The organism is Sphingomonas sp. 179-I 2A4 NHS (assembly GCF_045369135.1).
GTDB lineage: Bacteria > Pseudomonadota > Alphaproteobacteria > Sphingomonadales > Sphingomonadaceae > Sphingomonas.
In genome coordinates, this window is sequence record NZ_JBIQFL010000004.1 from 220,393 (window position 1) to 234,125 (window position 13,733).

At 64.3% G+C, this 13,733-nt stretch carries 13 protein-coding genes, 1 tRNA gene and 1 pseudogene; 9 read left to right on the plus strand and 6 right to left on the minus strand.

Features of this window, described 5'->3' with window-relative positions; all coding sequences use genetic code 11:
* Positions 1 to 138: 138 nt before the first annotated feature.
* From cmk to aroA, 3 genes are read right to left on the minus strand one after another with little or no spacing between them, the layout of a single operon-like run.
* Positions 139 to 762 carry a (d)CMP kinase gene (gene cmk, locus ACH0CP_RS09705; protein WP_294444695.1) on the minus strand — a complete coding sequence of 208 codons (624 nt, stop codon included), beginning with the start codon at positions 760 to 762 and terminating at the stop codon, positions 139 to 141.
* Positions 759 to 1,745, minus strand: a complete 987-nt coding sequence (locus ACH0CP_RS09710; protein WP_294444696.1) for a proline iminopeptidase-family hydrolase — start codon at positions 1,743 to 1,745, stop codon at positions 759 to 761. Before ACH0CP_RS09710 ends, cmk begins: the two co-directional genes overlap by 4 nt.
* Positions 1,736 to 3,076, minus strand: coding sequence for a 3-phosphoshikimate 1-carboxyvinyltransferase (gene aroA, locus ACH0CP_RS09715; RefSeq protein WP_294444697.1), 1,341 nt, complete (start codon positions 3,074 to 3,076; stop codon positions 1,736 to 1,738). The genes ACH0CP_RS09710 and aroA overlap by 10 nt, the downstream gene beginning before the upstream one ends.
* A 112-nt stretch (positions 3,077 to 3,188) precedes the next feature.
* On the opposite strand from aroA, the gene ACH0CP_RS09720 reads away from it, so the two are divergent.
* Both ACH0CP_RS09720 and ACH0CP_RS09725 read left to right on the plus strand, forming a co-directional pair.
* Positions 3,189 to 3,509: a TIGR02300 family protein gene (locus ACH0CP_RS09720; protein ID WP_294444698.1), complete on the plus strand. Its 321-nt coding sequence runs from the start codon at positions 3,189 to 3,191 to the stop codon at positions 3,507 to 3,509.
* Between the two features lie 79 nt (positions 3,510 to 3,588).
* Positions 3,589 to 3,664: transfer RNA gene (locus tag ACH0CP_RS09725), tRNA-Ala, on the plus strand.
* 176 nt (positions 3,665 to 3,840) lie between these two features.
* Here ACH0CP_RS09725 and ACH0CP_RS09730 read toward each other — a convergent pair.
* Complete coding sequence (locus ACH0CP_RS09730; protein ID WP_294444699.1) at positions 3,841 to 6,072, minus strand: TonB-dependent receptor; 2,232 nt, start codon at positions 6,070 to 6,072, stop codon at positions 3,841 to 3,843.
* Between the two features lie 783 nt (positions 6,073 to 6,855).
* Here ACH0CP_RS09730 and ACH0CP_RS09735 point away from each other — a divergent pair.
* Complete coding sequence (locus ACH0CP_RS09735; RefSeq protein WP_294444700.1) at positions 6,856 to 7,704, plus strand: hypothetical protein; 849 nt, start codon at positions 6,856 to 6,858, stop codon at positions 7,702 to 7,704.
* Between the two features lie 31 nt (positions 7,705 to 7,735).
* Here ACH0CP_RS09735 and ACH0CP_RS09740 read toward each other — a convergent pair whose 3' ends face one another.
* Positions 7,736 to 8,329, minus strand: coding sequence for a TetR/AcrR family transcriptional regulator (locus ACH0CP_RS09740; protein ID WP_294444701.1), 594 nt, complete (start codon positions 8,327 to 8,329; stop codon positions 7,736 to 7,738).
* 72 nt (positions 8,330 to 8,401) lie between these two features.
* Here ACH0CP_RS09740 and bdcA point away from each other — a divergent pair, with 72 nt between their 5' ends.
* Positions 8,402 to 9,115 carry an SDR family oxidoreductase gene (gene bdcA / locus ACH0CP_RS09745; RefSeq protein ID WP_294444702.1) on the plus strand — a complete coding sequence of 238 codons (714 nt, stop codon included), beginning with the start codon at positions 8,402 to 8,404 and terminating at the stop codon, positions 9,113 to 9,115.
* A 96-nt stretch (positions 9,116 to 9,211) separates the two neighbouring features.
* Here the strand turns inward: bdcA and ACH0CP_RS09750 are convergent, their stop codons facing one another.
* Positions 9,212 to 9,826, minus strand: a complete 615-nt coding sequence (locus ACH0CP_RS09750; protein WP_294444703.1) for a HupE/UreJ family protein — start codon at positions 9,824 to 9,826, stop codon at positions 9,212 to 9,214.
* Between the two features lie 245 nt (positions 9,827 to 10,071).
* Between ACH0CP_RS09750 and ACH0CP_RS09755 the strand changes: the two genes are divergently transcribed.
* The 5 genes and pseudogenes from ACH0CP_RS09755 to ACH0CP_RS09775 all read left to right on the plus strand — a co-directional run bounded on the left by ACH0CP_RS09755 (position 10,072) and on the right by ACH0CP_RS09775 (position 13,715).
* Positions 10,072 to 10,455 (plus strand): fluoride efflux transporter FluC, encoded by a 384-nt coding sequence (locus ACH0CP_RS09755; RefSeq protein WP_406888503.1) that lies wholly within the window; start codon positions 10,072 to 10,074, stop codon positions 10,453 to 10,455.
* A gap of 87 nt (positions 10,456 to 10,542) precedes the next feature.
* Positions 10,543 to 10,914, plus strand: a complete 372-nt coding sequence (locus tag ACH0CP_RS09760) for a CrcB family protein (RefSeq protein WP_294444705.1) — start codon at positions 10,543 to 10,545, stop codon at positions 10,912 to 10,914.
* A 273-nt stretch (positions 10,915 to 11,187) separates the two neighbouring features.
* Positions 11,188 to 11,490, plus strand: coding sequence for an urease subunit gamma (locus tag ACH0CP_RS09765; RefSeq protein ID WP_294444706.1), 303 nt, complete (start codon positions 11,188 to 11,190; stop codon positions 11,488 to 11,490).
* Positions 11,491 to 11,530: 40 nt separating this feature from the next.
* A pseudogene (locus tag ACH0CP_RS09770) lies at positions 11,531 to 11,860 on the plus strand (urease subunit beta); the annotation flags it as partial.
* A 136-nt stretch (positions 11,861 to 11,996) separates the two neighbouring features.
* On the plus strand, positions 11,997 to 13,715 hold the full coding sequence (locus ACH0CP_RS09775) for an urease subunit alpha (RefSeq protein WP_294444707.1): 1,719 nt from the start codon (positions 11,997 to 11,999) through the stop codon (positions 13,713 to 13,715).
* Positions 13,716 to 13,733 lie beyond the last annotated feature (18 nt).

A 13,733-nucleotide genomic window follows, 5' to 3' on the forward strand; every position in this document is an offset into this window, starting at 1 on the left:
GCCTCCACGAGCTCCAGCTCGCCGGACGGCGCGCCATACTGCAAAGTGCCTTGCCGAACAAGGAGAATGCCGGTCTGCGCCGATGAAAGCGGTGACGGCCGAAATATGCTTGCGGAACAAGGATGCCGTAGCGGCAGGTCAGGACTGGCGGCGCGCCTCCACCAGCGCGATCGCTTTCTCTACCGCCGCGGCGATCGACAGGAAGCTGGTATCGAGCAGCGCCGCGTCGGTCGCCGGCACCAGCGGTGCGGCGGCGCGTGAGCTGTCGCGCTGGTCCCGCGCGCGGATGTCCGCCAGCACCTGGTCGAACGTCACGCTGGATCCATTGGCCTGAAGCTCGGCATGGCGTCGCCGCGCGCGGATGGTCGGCGTCGCGCGCACGAACAGCTTGGCATCGGCATCCGGCGCGATCACCGTGCCGATGTCACGCCCGTCGAGCACCGCGCCGCCGTCCTGATGGGCAAAGCGCTTCTGGCGCTGGAGCAGCGCCGCACGTACCAGCGGGTGTGCCGAGACGATCGAGGCGAGCTGGCCGATCTCGTCCTCGCGCAGTTCCGGATCGGCCAGCGTCGCATCGTCGAAGCTGCAGGCGGCAACCGCATCGGCTTCCTTGCTCGGATCAAGGCCCATCCGCTTCACTGTCGCGCCGACCGCGCGATAGAGCAGGCCGGTGTCGAGATGCGGCAGGCCATAGTGTTTCGCGAGCGCGCGGGCGATCGTTCCCTTGCCCGATGCAGCGGGCCCATCCACGGCGATAATCATACAAGCCTATCCTGTCGTGCCAGCCATTGGCCCAGGATCGCCCTGGTTTCCTCCGGCCGCTCGGTGAAGAAGCCGTGGGAGCCACCGGGCACCACGGCATATTCGGCGGCCGGAACGCGGCGCGCATAGCGCTCCATCGTGGCCGGTCGCGCCTCGTCGTACTGGCCGCATACGAACAGCGTGCGCCTGCCGTCCAGTCGCGCGAGCAGCGGTTCACCGTCATAATCCTTCAGCGTACCGGTCGAGACGAACTCGCTGTCGCCCCACATCGCGCGGTACAGGGCCGGGTTGAAGCCGCGGCCGGATTGGTCGCGGCGATACGCCTGCAGCGCCGGGCCAGGCGGCGTCCTGCCGTTGTAGCTGGCGTAGAAGTCGCCCGCCGCCGCGTTGCACGTGGCGGGCTGGGGTGCGGGCAGGGGCTTGCAGCGGCGGAGTTCCTGCGCGGTTGCTGCCGGCAAGTCGTCGATCAGCGCATCGGCATCCGCCAGCCAGCTGCGCGTCGCCACCAACGGGCTGGCGAGTGCAAGGCCGGCGAGCGCCTCGGGCCGCTGCGCGCCATACTCCAACGCGACCGTTCCGCCCCAGCTGTGCCCGATCACATGCCATCGCGGCACGTCGAGGTACTCTCTTACGCCATCCAGCTCCTTTACGAACCGAGAGACATGCCAGTTTTGCACGGCATTTGGCTGGTCGGAGCGGCCCGAATCGAGCTGGTCGTACAGGATCACCGCGCGGTCCGATGCCAGCGGCAGCATCTCCAGAAAGGCCGAATGGGTGCCCCCCGGGCCGCCATGAATGAACACGACGGGCGGTTTCGCGGCGATCAGATCACCATTCACGCGCACATAGACGCGCCCGCCCTCCACCGGCACCATCGCTTCGCGCGTCGGCGCCGGATAGGCCGGGAGGAACGCGGCGCGCGCCGGCGCGGCAGCCAGGCAGGTAATCGCGCCGAGGAGGGCGCGCCTGCCGATCACGACCATTCGACGCCGCCGCCGAGTGTGCCGAGCTGCTCGAAAAAGGTCGGAAAACTCGTGCTCACCGGAGCCGCATCATCGATCGAGATCGGCCGGCGCGCGTGCAGTCCGGCGATGGCCATGCTCATCGCGATGCGATGATCCAGCTTCGACGCGATCGTCGCGCCGCCCGCAATCGCCTCCCCACCGCTGCCCTCGATCGTCAGCCCGTCGGGATGCTCCTGTGTCACCACGCCGTTCGCGTCGAGCGCGGCCTTCATCACGGCGATGCGATCGGATTCCTTGACCCGCAACTCCTCCGCGCCGCGCGCTACGGTGGGGCCCTTTGCGAAGGCAGCGGCAACGAACAGGACGGGATATTCGTCGATCATCGACGGCGCGAGATCGGGCGGCACCTCGATCCCGCTCAACGCCGCATGTCGCACGCGCAGGTCCGCCACCGGCTCCCCGCCGACGATGCGCCGGTCTAGCTCGACGATATCGGCGCCCATCATGCGCAACGCGACGAGGAGGCCTGCGCGTGTGGGGTTCAAGCCGACATTCTCGATCACGAGGTCACTGCCCGGGACGATGGACGCTGCCACCATCCAGAAGGCTGCCGACGAGGGATCACCGGGCACCACGATCGATTGCGGCTTCAACTCCGCTTCGCCGGTCAGCGAGATGATCTTGCCGCTGTCGTTCTGCTCCACGCGGATATCGGCGCCGAAACCCGCCAACATGCGCTCGCTATGATCGCGCGTCGCAACCGGCTCGATCACCTTGGTGGTGCCCGGCGTATTGAGTGCGGCGAGCAGGATCGCCGATTTCACCTGCGCCGAGGCGACCGGCAGCTCGTAGGTGATCGGAACGGCCGGACAGATGCCGCGGACCATCAGCGGCAGGCGATCGCCGGACGTCGCGGTGAAGTCTGCGCCCATGGACGCAAGTGGATCGATCACCCGCTTCATCGGCCGGGACGAGAGCGACGCGTCGCCCGTGAACGTGGCGGTGATCGGGTGGCTCGCCACCAGCCCCATCAGCAGCCGGGTCGACGTGCCCGAGTTTCCCATCTCCAGCGCGGACTGCGGCTGAAGCAAGCCGCCGATCCCGACCCCGCTCACCCGCCAAATGCCATCGTCGCCGCGGTTGATCGTGGCGCCCATGGCCCGCATGGCAGCGGCGGTGGCGAGCACATCCTCGCCCTCCAGCAGACCCTCGATCCGGCTTTCGCCGACCGCGAGCGCAGAGAGCATCAGCGCGCGGTGGCTGATCGACTTGTCGCCGGGAATACGGACATGGCCGCGCAGCTGGGAGGCGGCGTGGATGGTGACGGGGCGGGGGAGGGAATGCGACATTGCGCGCCGCGCCTTGCCAGCGGGGTTGTGCTATGGCAATGGCCGCCCCACTTCGCAGACCGGGGCCATCCTCGGCCTGTTGACCCATCCCATCCGAAAGGCACGACGCGGCATGATTAAGCCGGAATGGGGCACGAAGCGGACGTGCCCGAAATGCGCCACGCGTTTCTATGACCTGCAAAAGGAAGACCCGGTTGCCTGCATCGAATGCGGCTACACCTGGATTCCCGAGCCGATCCTGAAGTCCAAGCAGCCGATGCCGTTTGAGGCGGCGAAGTCGGAGAAGGAACCCGACAGCGATCTCGCTGGCGATGACGATGCCGATCTGGTGGCTGACGAGGACGAGGAGCCCAGCGCAGACGACGAAGTCGATCTGGGTGGCGACGACGACCTCGGCGTGGAAGCTCCGACGGACGACGACGAAAATAATTGATCCAGGTGGGCAGGCGGCATGAAATAGCCGCTTGCCACACTCGCAGCGCCCCGCTAGTGGGCGCTTCCCGGACGGGAATGGGGCCGTAGCTCAGCTGGGAGAGCGTCGCAATGGCATTGCGAAGGTCAGGGGTTCGATCCCCCTCGGCTCCACCATTCCAAGTTTCCGCAGATACCGCGGAGCGTCCTGAGGACGGGCCGCATCATGCGGTGCCATCTTCCCTCTTGTGACAGAGCAACGAGTGCATGCTCGCTTTAGCGGGAGCGGACTGTGTGCCACTTGCCTTGAGTTGGCCGATCAGCGCCGTTTCACCCGCTGATCTGCCTCTACGCTAGAACTCCTTTGCTACCCGTACGATCACCTCTCGCGGTTCGGCGGGATAGCCGATCGTTCCGACACTGCCGGTGTTGTAGCGGCGGTCGGTAAGATTGGTCGCCGCCAGCGTGACATTCCAGCCGCGATATTGAACGCCAGCCTGCATGTTGAGCGCAGACGCGTTGGTGACGCGATGCTGCGGCTCATTGCACAACGCAATGTTGTAGGGGGAGGCGCCGCTGTAGTCGGCGCCAACCCGGACCTGCGCTTCCCCCACCGGGCGCGTAACGCTCGCGCGCACCTGATAGCGGAACGAAGGCGTGAAACGCAGATCGAGATCGCGCTCATTCGCGATGAATGCGGTGCAGCCCGGGCTGGACGCCAAGCGCGTGAAGCGATCGGCCAGCGTCGCGATCCAGCCGCCGAACTCGACGCCGGGCAGCGGGTGTGCGGTCCATTCCACCTCCAGACCCTGGATCTCCGCATCCCCTACGTTCTGGCGGAAGATGTCGGGGGGACCTGCCGTAACCCGCGAAGCGGAGAAGGCGATATTGGTATAGTCGCTGACGAAAAAGCCCGCGTTGATGCGCAGGCGTCGATCGAACCAGTCGGATTTGACGCCTGCCTCATAGGTCCAGACGGTTTCCGGAGCGATCGGGCCCTGCCGATTGAGCACGAAGTCGATGTTGCGGGCGCGGCCATCGAAACTGCCGCTGCGGAAGCCCTTGGTGACTGAGCCATAGAGCAGGGCCGCATTCTTGCCGTCGACAAGCTTGTAGTCGATCGCGAGGCGCGGCGAGACATCTGTCCAGCGGTCGGCAATCCGACGGCTTGCGGCCCTGCCGTCCGGAAGCGCCAACACTTCATCGGGCGCCGACAGAAAGCGGACTGCATACCGCTTGCGCTCATTTGTATAACGCAGGCCGGCGGTGAGGTTGGCGCGCGCGCCGAGCGCCATCGTCGCCGAGCCGAAAACCGAATAGCTGTGCGTGTCCAGCCGAGGTTCGTAGGGTGACCAGTTGCCGCTAACACCGGGCGAACGCGAGGGCGCGTTGAAGAAATCCCGATTGCGGAAGCGCGCGGCGGTGCCGACAGGTGTCGCGAGGCTGACCGCGGTCAGCTGATCATTATGCTCGTTGAAATAGAAGGCGCCGGCGAGCCATTCGAGGCGCCCGTCGAGGGCGGTGCCGGCGAACTGCAGTTCCTGGCTGAAGCTGTGTTGCCGCTGATCCTGCAACAGGATGACATTGCTTCCAATGCCAGGCGGATTGGCCGTCTGGTCGAAGCCGATTTCCGATCGCAGGCTACGATAGGCGGTGATCGACGACACCTTCACAGTGCCCAGGCGGTAGTCAGCGTGCAGCGACGCGCCACCATAGTCGGTGCGGTTCAGCGGATCGGTGTCGGCCGATTCGAACTGGTCGATGTTGCCGCCGGTGGTGTCGAATTGGTTGGTGTAGCGTCCAGGGATCGCGGGATCGGCGAGGAAGCGTTGGGGGAAGCGGGGGCTTGAGCGGTCGCGGGTCAGGTCGACCGCGGCGTAGAGCGAGAGGTCCGCGATCGGCTCCCACAGCAGGGACATTCGCCCACCCAGCAGATCCTGGGTGTTGACGCGCGCATCATTGGTGAGATTGCGACCCCAGCCGCTCTGGTTGCGCGAAAGGCCGGATACCCGCACCGCGACTTTTGACGTCAGCGGCAGGTTGATCGCTGCTCGGGCGTCGAGCCGGCCGTAAGTGCCGACCGTCACATCAGCGTTGCCACCAACCCCGTCAAAGGACGGGCGCTTCGTCACCAGCTTGATCGCGCCGCCGCTGGTGTTGCGGCCGTACAGCGTGCCTTGCGGTCCGCGCAGCACCTCGATCCGTTCGATGTCGATGAGGTCGAACAGCGAGCCCGTCGAACGTGGGAAGATCACGTCATCGACATAGATGCCGACGGGCGGATCGTTGGTGAAGATCGAGTCGCCCTCGCCAATGCCGCGAAGGAAGATGAGCGCGCCCGAACTCGTGCCGAAGTTGCGCGCCAGATACAGATTGGGGACAGATGCGCCGATCCGGTCGAGGTTTGACATTGCCTCTTCCTCGATCCGCGCATCGGAGATCGCGGTTACGGCAAGCGGCACGTCCTGCACGCTTTGTTCGCGGCGTTGAGCGGTGACGACGATGTCGCCGACACCTTGGCGCTCAGGTAGCGGTGTCTCCTGTGCAACGACCGGAGCGCTGGTGACGCCCGCTAGAATCACCATCGCTCGCTTCACATTTGCCTCCCGTTCGTGCGGGCGCAGCATGAGGAGCCCGGCGCGCCCGCTACGGAGGGGATGCTGGCCGGTCAAGCGAGTGTGCAAGCAGTGCGGAATCGCTCCCGCCGGAAAGCGTTGCTCTTTATCGATCAAGCGATGGGGGGTGTTTCTAGATGCCAAGACCTCGTAAGTTTCACCTGCGCATCGCAATTGCGGAGAAACACTTTCGTCGCAAGGCACAAGCTCCTGCTTTTATTTCGCGCCATCTTCTGCATGCTGCACGCGATTGGCGGAGAAAGCGGAAGGGTTGCGGACGTGCTGGATCTATACGGCAACCATGTCATCACTGCGTCGCGGACGGCCGTCGATCATTATGACCGGGCGCTTGTCCTGATGCGGCGCTACGAAGGGGATCCGCTGGCAGCGCTCGACGCGGCACTTGCTGAAGACCCCTACTCTCAATGGCGTGGGCAGTTCGGGCGGAACTGTTGCTGCAGCAGACCGATCGCACGCTGGTCGCGGAAGCGCGACGATCGATCGCGCGGGGCAGGGCCTGTGCGGGCGACGCGACCGAGGCCGCGCACCTTGATGCTGGGCGGATGGTCGGATAATTTCTGCACTGAACGGGTTTGTCGGCATCGTTCGCGACAATCCGAATGATATGGCTGCGTTACAGACAGCGCACCTCGGGTATTTCTTTGTTGGCGACGCCGAGGCGCTGCGCGATCTTCCTCGTCATGTCCTGGAAACGCACCGGAGCATTCGGAGGGACGCGCGGCAGTCCTTGGCATGGCGGCGTTCGGACTGGAAGAAACCGGCGACTATAGCGCGGCGGAAGTGCTCGGGCATGAAGCCGTGGCGCGGGATCCGCGCGACGCCTGGGCAGTTCACGCGATTGCCCAAGTGTATGAGATGCGCGGTGACACCGACGCCGGGCTGAACTGGCTGAATGCCAGCGCTAGCGTGCTCTCTCCTGACAACGGGCTCATGTATCACAATTGGTGGCATCTTGCGCTGCTGCACCTTGATCGTGACGATCATCGCGCCGCGCTGGATGTTTATGACACGAAGGTACGGCCAGATCCGGCGAGTGACGTGGTCCTGGAGTGGATTGACGCGTCGGCACTGCTGTGGCGGCTGCACCTTGACTGCGTCGACACTGGCAACCGTTTCGCTCTGCTTGCTGATCGATGGGAGCGCGCTGTCGATGACCGCATTTACGCCTTCAACGATTTGCATGCCACCATGGCTTTTCTCGGCGCAAATCGGATGGAGCAGGCGCGGCGGAGCATACGAGCGCTGGAGGCAACTGCGACGGAACCGATTGATAATGGCGTCATGGCCCGAACGATCGCTTTGCCTCTGGCCACCGGCTTCCTAGCATTTGCCGAGGAGCGGTTCGACGCAGCGCTTGATGCAATCGGTGCCGATCTTCCAATCGCTCAAGGGTTTGGTGGATCGCACGCGCAACGCGACGTTCTGGAGCTGACGGCGCTTCACGCCGCGCTCCGGGCAGGCCGTCGCGAAGCGGCGCGCCGCCTCGCAGAAGGGCGGCTCCGTCGCCGCCCGCAAAGCATTTGGGCCAGGCGCCTAATGCTGCGCGCCGCCGCGTTGGACGCCGCGGGCAAGGGATGTTGATCGGACGCACTGACCTTGAGCGCGCGTCGGATCAGTCGGCGAGCGCCTGACGGATTGCTGCACTCGCAAGCTTCGCAGTGGACAGTAGCTGTTCCAACCCGTGGCCATTGCGCGCCTTTGCCGACATTCCGGACATGGTGGTGCTGACAAAATCGGCGACGCTGTCAGCCTGCTGGGGATGGCGCCGCGCGATATACTCCCGGAGACCTGCTTCGGCCGCGACATTGCGGCTGCAGGCGGCGGCGCGCGCATCCGGATCGTTGCAGCGCGTTCCCTCTATGACAAGGCAGCCGGCCGCTTCCGCATCGCCGGCGTAGCGGCGTGCCGCCTCTTCCAGCAGCGACGACAGAGCATCGGCCACCGGCCTATCCGCGGTGAGGATTTCGGCAAACGGGATGGCGCCGGTCTCGGTCCAGCGATCGAGAACGCGGTTGTATAGCCCCGCCTTGCTGCCGAAGGCTGCGTAGAAGCTCGGCGGCTTGATTCCGAGCGCGTCAGTCACTTCCGCCACGCCGACCGCGTCGTACCCGCGAGTATGGAATAGCTGCTGCGCCGTCGCTACCGCTTCCTCGGGGTCGAAGCGGCGCGGCCGGCCCCGGCGCTGCTTCTTTTCTGTATCAATCACTACATAATCCTTGACGCAGCGTCTCGAGAGGTTATGTAGCTACCACTATATAAAACCTCAAGGTGAACAGTGATGCCAGGATATCATGGGAAATCTGTGCTCGTGCTCGGCGGAAGCCGCGGGATCGGCGCGGCGATCGTACGGCGCTTCGTCGCTGATGGCGCGACGGTGACTTTCACTTACTCCGGCTCGCCACAGGCCGCGCAGGATCTTGCGGCGGAAACGGGAGCGACGGCGGTACAGGCGGATAGCGCAGATCGCGATACGGTGATCGCGACGGTGCGTGACGCTGGTCCGATCGACGTGCTGGTGGTGAATTCTGGCATCGCAATCTTCGGTGACGCCCTAGAGCAGGATCCGGACGCGATCGACCGTCTGCTGCGCATCAATGTGCACGCGCCTTATCACGCATCCGTCGAAGCGGCGCGTCAGATGCCGGAAGGCGGGCGCATCATCATCATCGGGTCGGTGAACGGTGACCGTATGCCGGTGCCGGGCATGGCTGCGTACGCGCTCAGCAAATCCGCGCTTCAGGGCTTGGCGCGCGGCTTGGCCCGTGATTTCGGGCCACGCGGCATTACCATCAACGTGGTGCAACCCGGACCGATCGACACCGATGCGAACCCGGCAGACGGACCGATGAGCGATCTCCTGCACAGCTTCATGGCCATCAAGCGCCACGGCCGGTCCGAGGAAGTGGCCGGCATGGTCGCGTGGCTGGCCGGCCCGGAGGCAGGTTTCGTTACGGGTGCGATGCACACGATCGATGGCGCGTTCGGCGCCTGATGAACATGACGCGATTGTCCCCCCAGGCGCGGTGCTTGGGGGGATGATCACGTTGGTACAAGGCTGCTGCCACCCGCCTTCGGACAGCGAACGCGGTCAGGCCATACCCGTGAGGAATCCGACGCCAACGACCGCCGCCAGCGTGCCGACGGGTCGAAGCAGGCTGCTGCCAGCTCTGCGCGCAACGATGCCAAGAGCATAAGCTGAGGCAATGCCGATCGTGATCAGCAGCGCGGTCCCAAGCATGAACCCGGCTCCATAGGATAGCGCCCCACCGCCTGCGGGCGTTTCTGCGCCATGGGCAAATCCGTGGAAGACGGCGAAGAGCCCGACCGCTGCTGCAGCCACGGCGACCGGCGTCTTGACGTTGAGCGCCACAGCAGCTCCGAGCGCGATCACTGAGACAGCGATGCCTGTTTCGATGGCTGTGGTGCCTGGCGCAGCAAAACCGAGAAAGCCGCCCAGCGCCATGGCGCCAAGAAACGAGAGCGGCAGCAACCATAGCGCCCGGCCGCCGAGTTGGTAGGCGAACATCCCCACCAGCATCATCGCCAGAAGATGGTCGAGCCCCGTGAAGGGATGCAGGATGCCGTGGACGACGCCGGCCACTTCATGACCGGGATGGGCAAGAGCAGTTCCAGGGAGCACGAGCAGGGCGAGCCCCAGCATGCGCATCAGGCTTTTCAGGGTCTTGGATGTGTCTCGAGTCATCCTTCTCGCTCCATCATTCCCATGGCTCCCCGATGGCTCAAATGACGAAGAGTCGTGGGAAAGTAGATCAGGAATAATACTATGGTGCCAGCGTACAGACTGAGCGCTACTTTGGTGATGAGCACGATTGCCTAAGCAAACTGGTTCTGGGCGGACGCTGAGGCTTTGATCTGACGCGCCGATGACCGTTGGTAAGCCGACGATCCCCGGGAAAATACGGGTGCGTAACGCGAAAGCGGGTGACTATGCTGTTATCGGACGTCGCATTGGTCGCCCTGGGTGGAGGCGTGGGCTCGCTTCTGCGATGGGGCGTCGGAAAGCTGGTCCCCGGGTCAGGCGGCATTCCTTGGTCCACCATCATCATCAATATCACGGGCGCTTTTGCGATCGGCTACCTCTCCGTGCTGTTTTCCGTCGAATGGCATGACCGATACGGCAGCTTCCTGAAGTCCGCGATCCTGACCGGCGTTCTTGGTGGCTACACGACGTTCAGCACCATGGAGCTCGATACCGTAAAGATGTTTCGCGCCGGCAATGCGGTAAAGGCTGCCTTCTACATCATCGGGCAACTCGCACTTGGCGTGGCGATGGCGGGCCTCGGCGCAGAATTGGCCCGTGGCGGTGCTTAGTAAGGCCGCTGAGCAAAGGCGATCCGGCCGTAGCAGGGTCCCACGTCTCGGACGAAGGAGGCCGGTATAATGCGTGCAGTAGCTCTGGTGTTCATCGGCGGTGCTGTCGGCGCGGTGATCAGGGAATTGCTGATGCTCAGCGTGCCAACCGCGAAGGACGGGTTCGTGTGGTCGATCTTCGTCGCTAACATCGTGGCAGCATTCATTCTCGGCATGGTGACGGCGCTGCATTCCCGCAAGGCGCTCGGGACCGATGCCAATCTGATGCTTGGAACGGGGCTGACCGGTGGTATGTCGACCTTCTCGAGCCTGGTTTATGCCACCTTCGTTTTGCTCGCGGGGTCGGCGGTCGGGGCAGGCCTTCTCTACATCGGCGCAAATCTAATCGTGGGCTTTGCGTTGGCGCTTGCCGGCCTCAAATTCGGCCGGTCGATCGGGCGCAGGGGGCGCTCGGCCTGAGCAGGCGGCCGGAAGCCTCCCATCATCGCCGCTTTCTCGTGCCGTGCCTTTAAGTTCCTTTGCTCGTCTGGGTGAGCAAATCGGTTCCTGGGCCTGCATCCCCGCGCGTTCTCCGCTGCCTGTCGAGATAAGCACCGGACCTACGTAGTTATCACAGATGGCACGGTTTATCCCATGCAGTACTGTTGCAGATGACAACACTTGATCCTGACGCCGCATCTTGCGCGGGAGGACGCGCGGAACCGTGAGATAATAAGAATTCAGAGGTTGGTCATGCATCTGACGCCGCGAGAAACCGACAAGCTGCTCATCTACATGATGTCCATGGTAGCGCAGCGCCGCAAGGACGCGGGGCTGAAGCTCAACCATCCCGAGGCCGTCTCGCTGATCGCGGCTGCCGCGCTCGACAGTGCGCGCGCGGGCAAGACGGTGGAGGAGGTGATGGAGCTGGCCCGCAAGACCATCACCACGAGCGACGTGATGGACGGCGTGGTCGACATGATCCCCTATGTCCAGGTCGAGGCGGTCTTCACCGACGGCAGCCGGCTCGTGACCGTCCACAATCCGATTCAATAGGCCCGTCCAAAAGGCCCATCCAGCAGGAAGGACGCGCGTGATGGCGGCTAAGACAGATCCCAAGACGCAGACTGCGCCCGTCGGCGGGCTCATCCTCGCAGCGGGCGAGATCGAGATCAACGCCGGTTGCCCGACCACCACGATCAAGGTGCGCAACACCGGTGACCGGCCGATCCAGGTGGGATCGCATTTCCACTTCTTCGAGGTGAACGCCGCGCTGGAATTCCCGCGCGAGCAGGCGTTCGGGCAGCGGCTGAACATTCCGGCGACTACCGCCGTCCGGTTCGAACCTGGCGACGAGCGCGAGGTGGTGCTGATCCCGTTCCAGGGCCGGCAGCGTGCGATCGGCTTCAACGGCTTGGTCAACGGCTGGGTCGGAAACGAGAGCTACGACGCCTTCCGACCGCGGCTCGCCGACGCAAAGGAGCGGATCGCGCGCTACGGTTTCAAGGACAAGCCGTAAGCATGCCGATCCCTTCGCCCCCTCCAGAACAGGCAGCTGAACCATGGCGAACATCTCCCGGCGTCAATATGCCGACCTGTACGGCCCGACCACCGGCGACAAGATCCGGCTGGGTGACACGGACCTGTATATCGAGATCGAGCAGGACCTGCGCGTCTATGGCGAAGAGGCCGTTTATGGCGGCGGCAAGACGCTGCGCGATGGCATGGGGTTCGACAATGAACTGACCAGCGTCGGTGGTGCTCCCGACCTCGTCATCACCAACGTCACCATCGTCGATGCGGTGCAGGGGATCATCAAGGCGGACGTGGGCATCAAGAACGGCCTGATCTGCGGCATCGGCAAGGCGGGCAATCCGTCGATCATGCCCAATGTGACGCCGTCGCTGGCACTGGGACCGGGGACCGACGCGATTTCGGGCGAGCATCTGATCCTGACTGCGGGCGGCATCGACGCGCACGTCCATTTCATCTCCCCGCAACAGGCGCAGGCGGCGCTCAGCAACGGCATCACCACGCTGTTCGGCGGCGGCATCGGGCCGACTGACGGCACCAACGGCACGACGATCACGCCCGGCACCTGGAACATCGAGGCGATGCTGCGGTCCTTTGATGGCTGGCCGGTCAATGCCGGCGTGCTGGGCAAGGGCAATTGTTCGAGCCCCGGGCCGATCGAGGAGCAACTCGTCGCCGGCGCGATGGGGCTGAAGATCCACGAGGATTGGGGATCGACGCCGATGGCGATCCGAACCGCGCTGGGTGTCGCCGACCGGTTCGACGTGCAGGTTTGCATCCACACCGACACGCTGAACGAGGCAGGTTTCGTCGAGAACACCATCGCTGCCTTCGAAGGGCGCACGATCCACACCTATCACACCGAGGGGGCGGGCGGTGGCCACGCGCCCGACATCATCCGCGTGGCGGGACAGCCCAATGTGCTGCCGAGTTCGACCAACCCGACGCTGCCCTATGGCATCAATTCGCAGGCCGAACTCTTCGACATGACGATGATCTGCCACAATCTCAGCCCCAAGATCCCGACCGACGTGTCGTTCGCCGAAAGCCGCGTGCGGCCGGAGACGATCGCGGCGGAAAACGTGCTGCATGATCTGGGTGCGATCTCGATTATCTCCAGCGACAGCCAGGCGATGGGGCGGGTCGGAGAATCCTGGCTGCGAGCCGTCCAGATGGCGCATCTGATGAAAGCGCGGCGCGGGGCCTATGCGGGCGACACGTCGAACAACGACAATCAGCGCGTGCTCCGCTTCGTCGCCAAGGTGACGATCAACCCCGCGATCGCGCAGGGGGTGAGCCAGATCATCGGATCGGTCGAGGTCGGCAAGATGGCGGACCTAGTATTGTGGTCGCCCGCCTTCTTCGGCGCCAAGCCCAAAATGGTGATCAAGGGCGGGTTCATTTCCTGGGCGCTGATGGGCGACCCGAACGCATCGCTGCCGACGCCGCAGCCAGTGACCTATCGTCCGATGTTCGGCCAGATGGGATCGGCGCTGGCGCAAACTCGGGTCACCTTCACCTCGCGTGCCGCGATCGAGGACGGGATCATCGAGCGGTATGACCTGCAGTCACAGGTGATGCCGGTGTACGCAACCCGCACGATCGGCAAGTCGAGCATGGTGCGCAACAATGCGCTGCCCGTCATCGAGGTGAACCCGGAGACGTTCGCCGTGACGGTGGATGGCACCCACGCGACGATCGAGCCGGCGCAATCGCTGCCTTTGACGCAACTGCACTTCTTCAGCTGACCGCGAGAACAGAGATCG

Coding starts and splice junctions, on each gene's coding strand:
- cmk (WP_294444695.1), bottom strand. CDS start 762: ATGATTATCGCCGTGGATGGGCCCGCTGCATCGGGCAAGGGAACGATC.
- ACH0CP_RS09710 (WP_294444696.1), bottom strand. CDS start 1,745: ATGGTCGTGATCGGCAGGCGCGCCCTCCTCGGCGCGATTACCTGCCTG.
- aroA (WP_294444697.1), bottom strand. CDS start 3,076: ATGTCGCATTCCCTCCCCCGCCCCGTCACCATCCACGCCGCCTCCCAG.
- ACH0CP_RS09720 (WP_294444698.1), top strand. CDS start 3,189: ATGATTAAGCCGGAATGGGGCACGAAGCGGACGTGCCCGAAATGCGCC.
- ACH0CP_RS09730 (WP_294444699.1), bottom strand. CDS start 6,072: ATGGTGATTCTAGCGGGCGTCACCAGCGCTCCGGTCGTTGCACAGGAG.
- ACH0CP_RS09735 (WP_294444700.1), top strand. CDS start 6,856: ATGGCGGCGTTCGGACTGGAAGAAACCGGCGACTATAGCGCGGCGGAA.
- bdcA (WP_294444702.1), top strand. CDS start 8,402: ATGCCAGGATATCATGGGAAATCTGTGCTCGTGCTCGGCGGAAGCCGC.
- ACH0CP_RS09750 (WP_294444703.1), bottom strand. CDS start 9,826: ATGACTCGAGACACATCCAAGACCCTGAAAAGCCTGATGCGCATGCTG.
- ACH0CP_RS09755 (WP_406888503.1), top strand. CDS start 10,072: ATGCTGTTATCGGACGTCGCATTGGTCGCCCTGGGTGGAGGCGTGGGC.
- ACH0CP_RS09765 (WP_294444706.1), top strand. CDS start 11,188: ATGCATCTGACGCCGCGAGAAACCGACAAGCTGCTCATCTACATGATG.
- ACH0CP_RS09775 (WP_294444707.1), top strand. CDS start 11,997: ATGGCGAACATCTCCCGGCGTCAATATGCCGACCTGTACGGCCCGACC.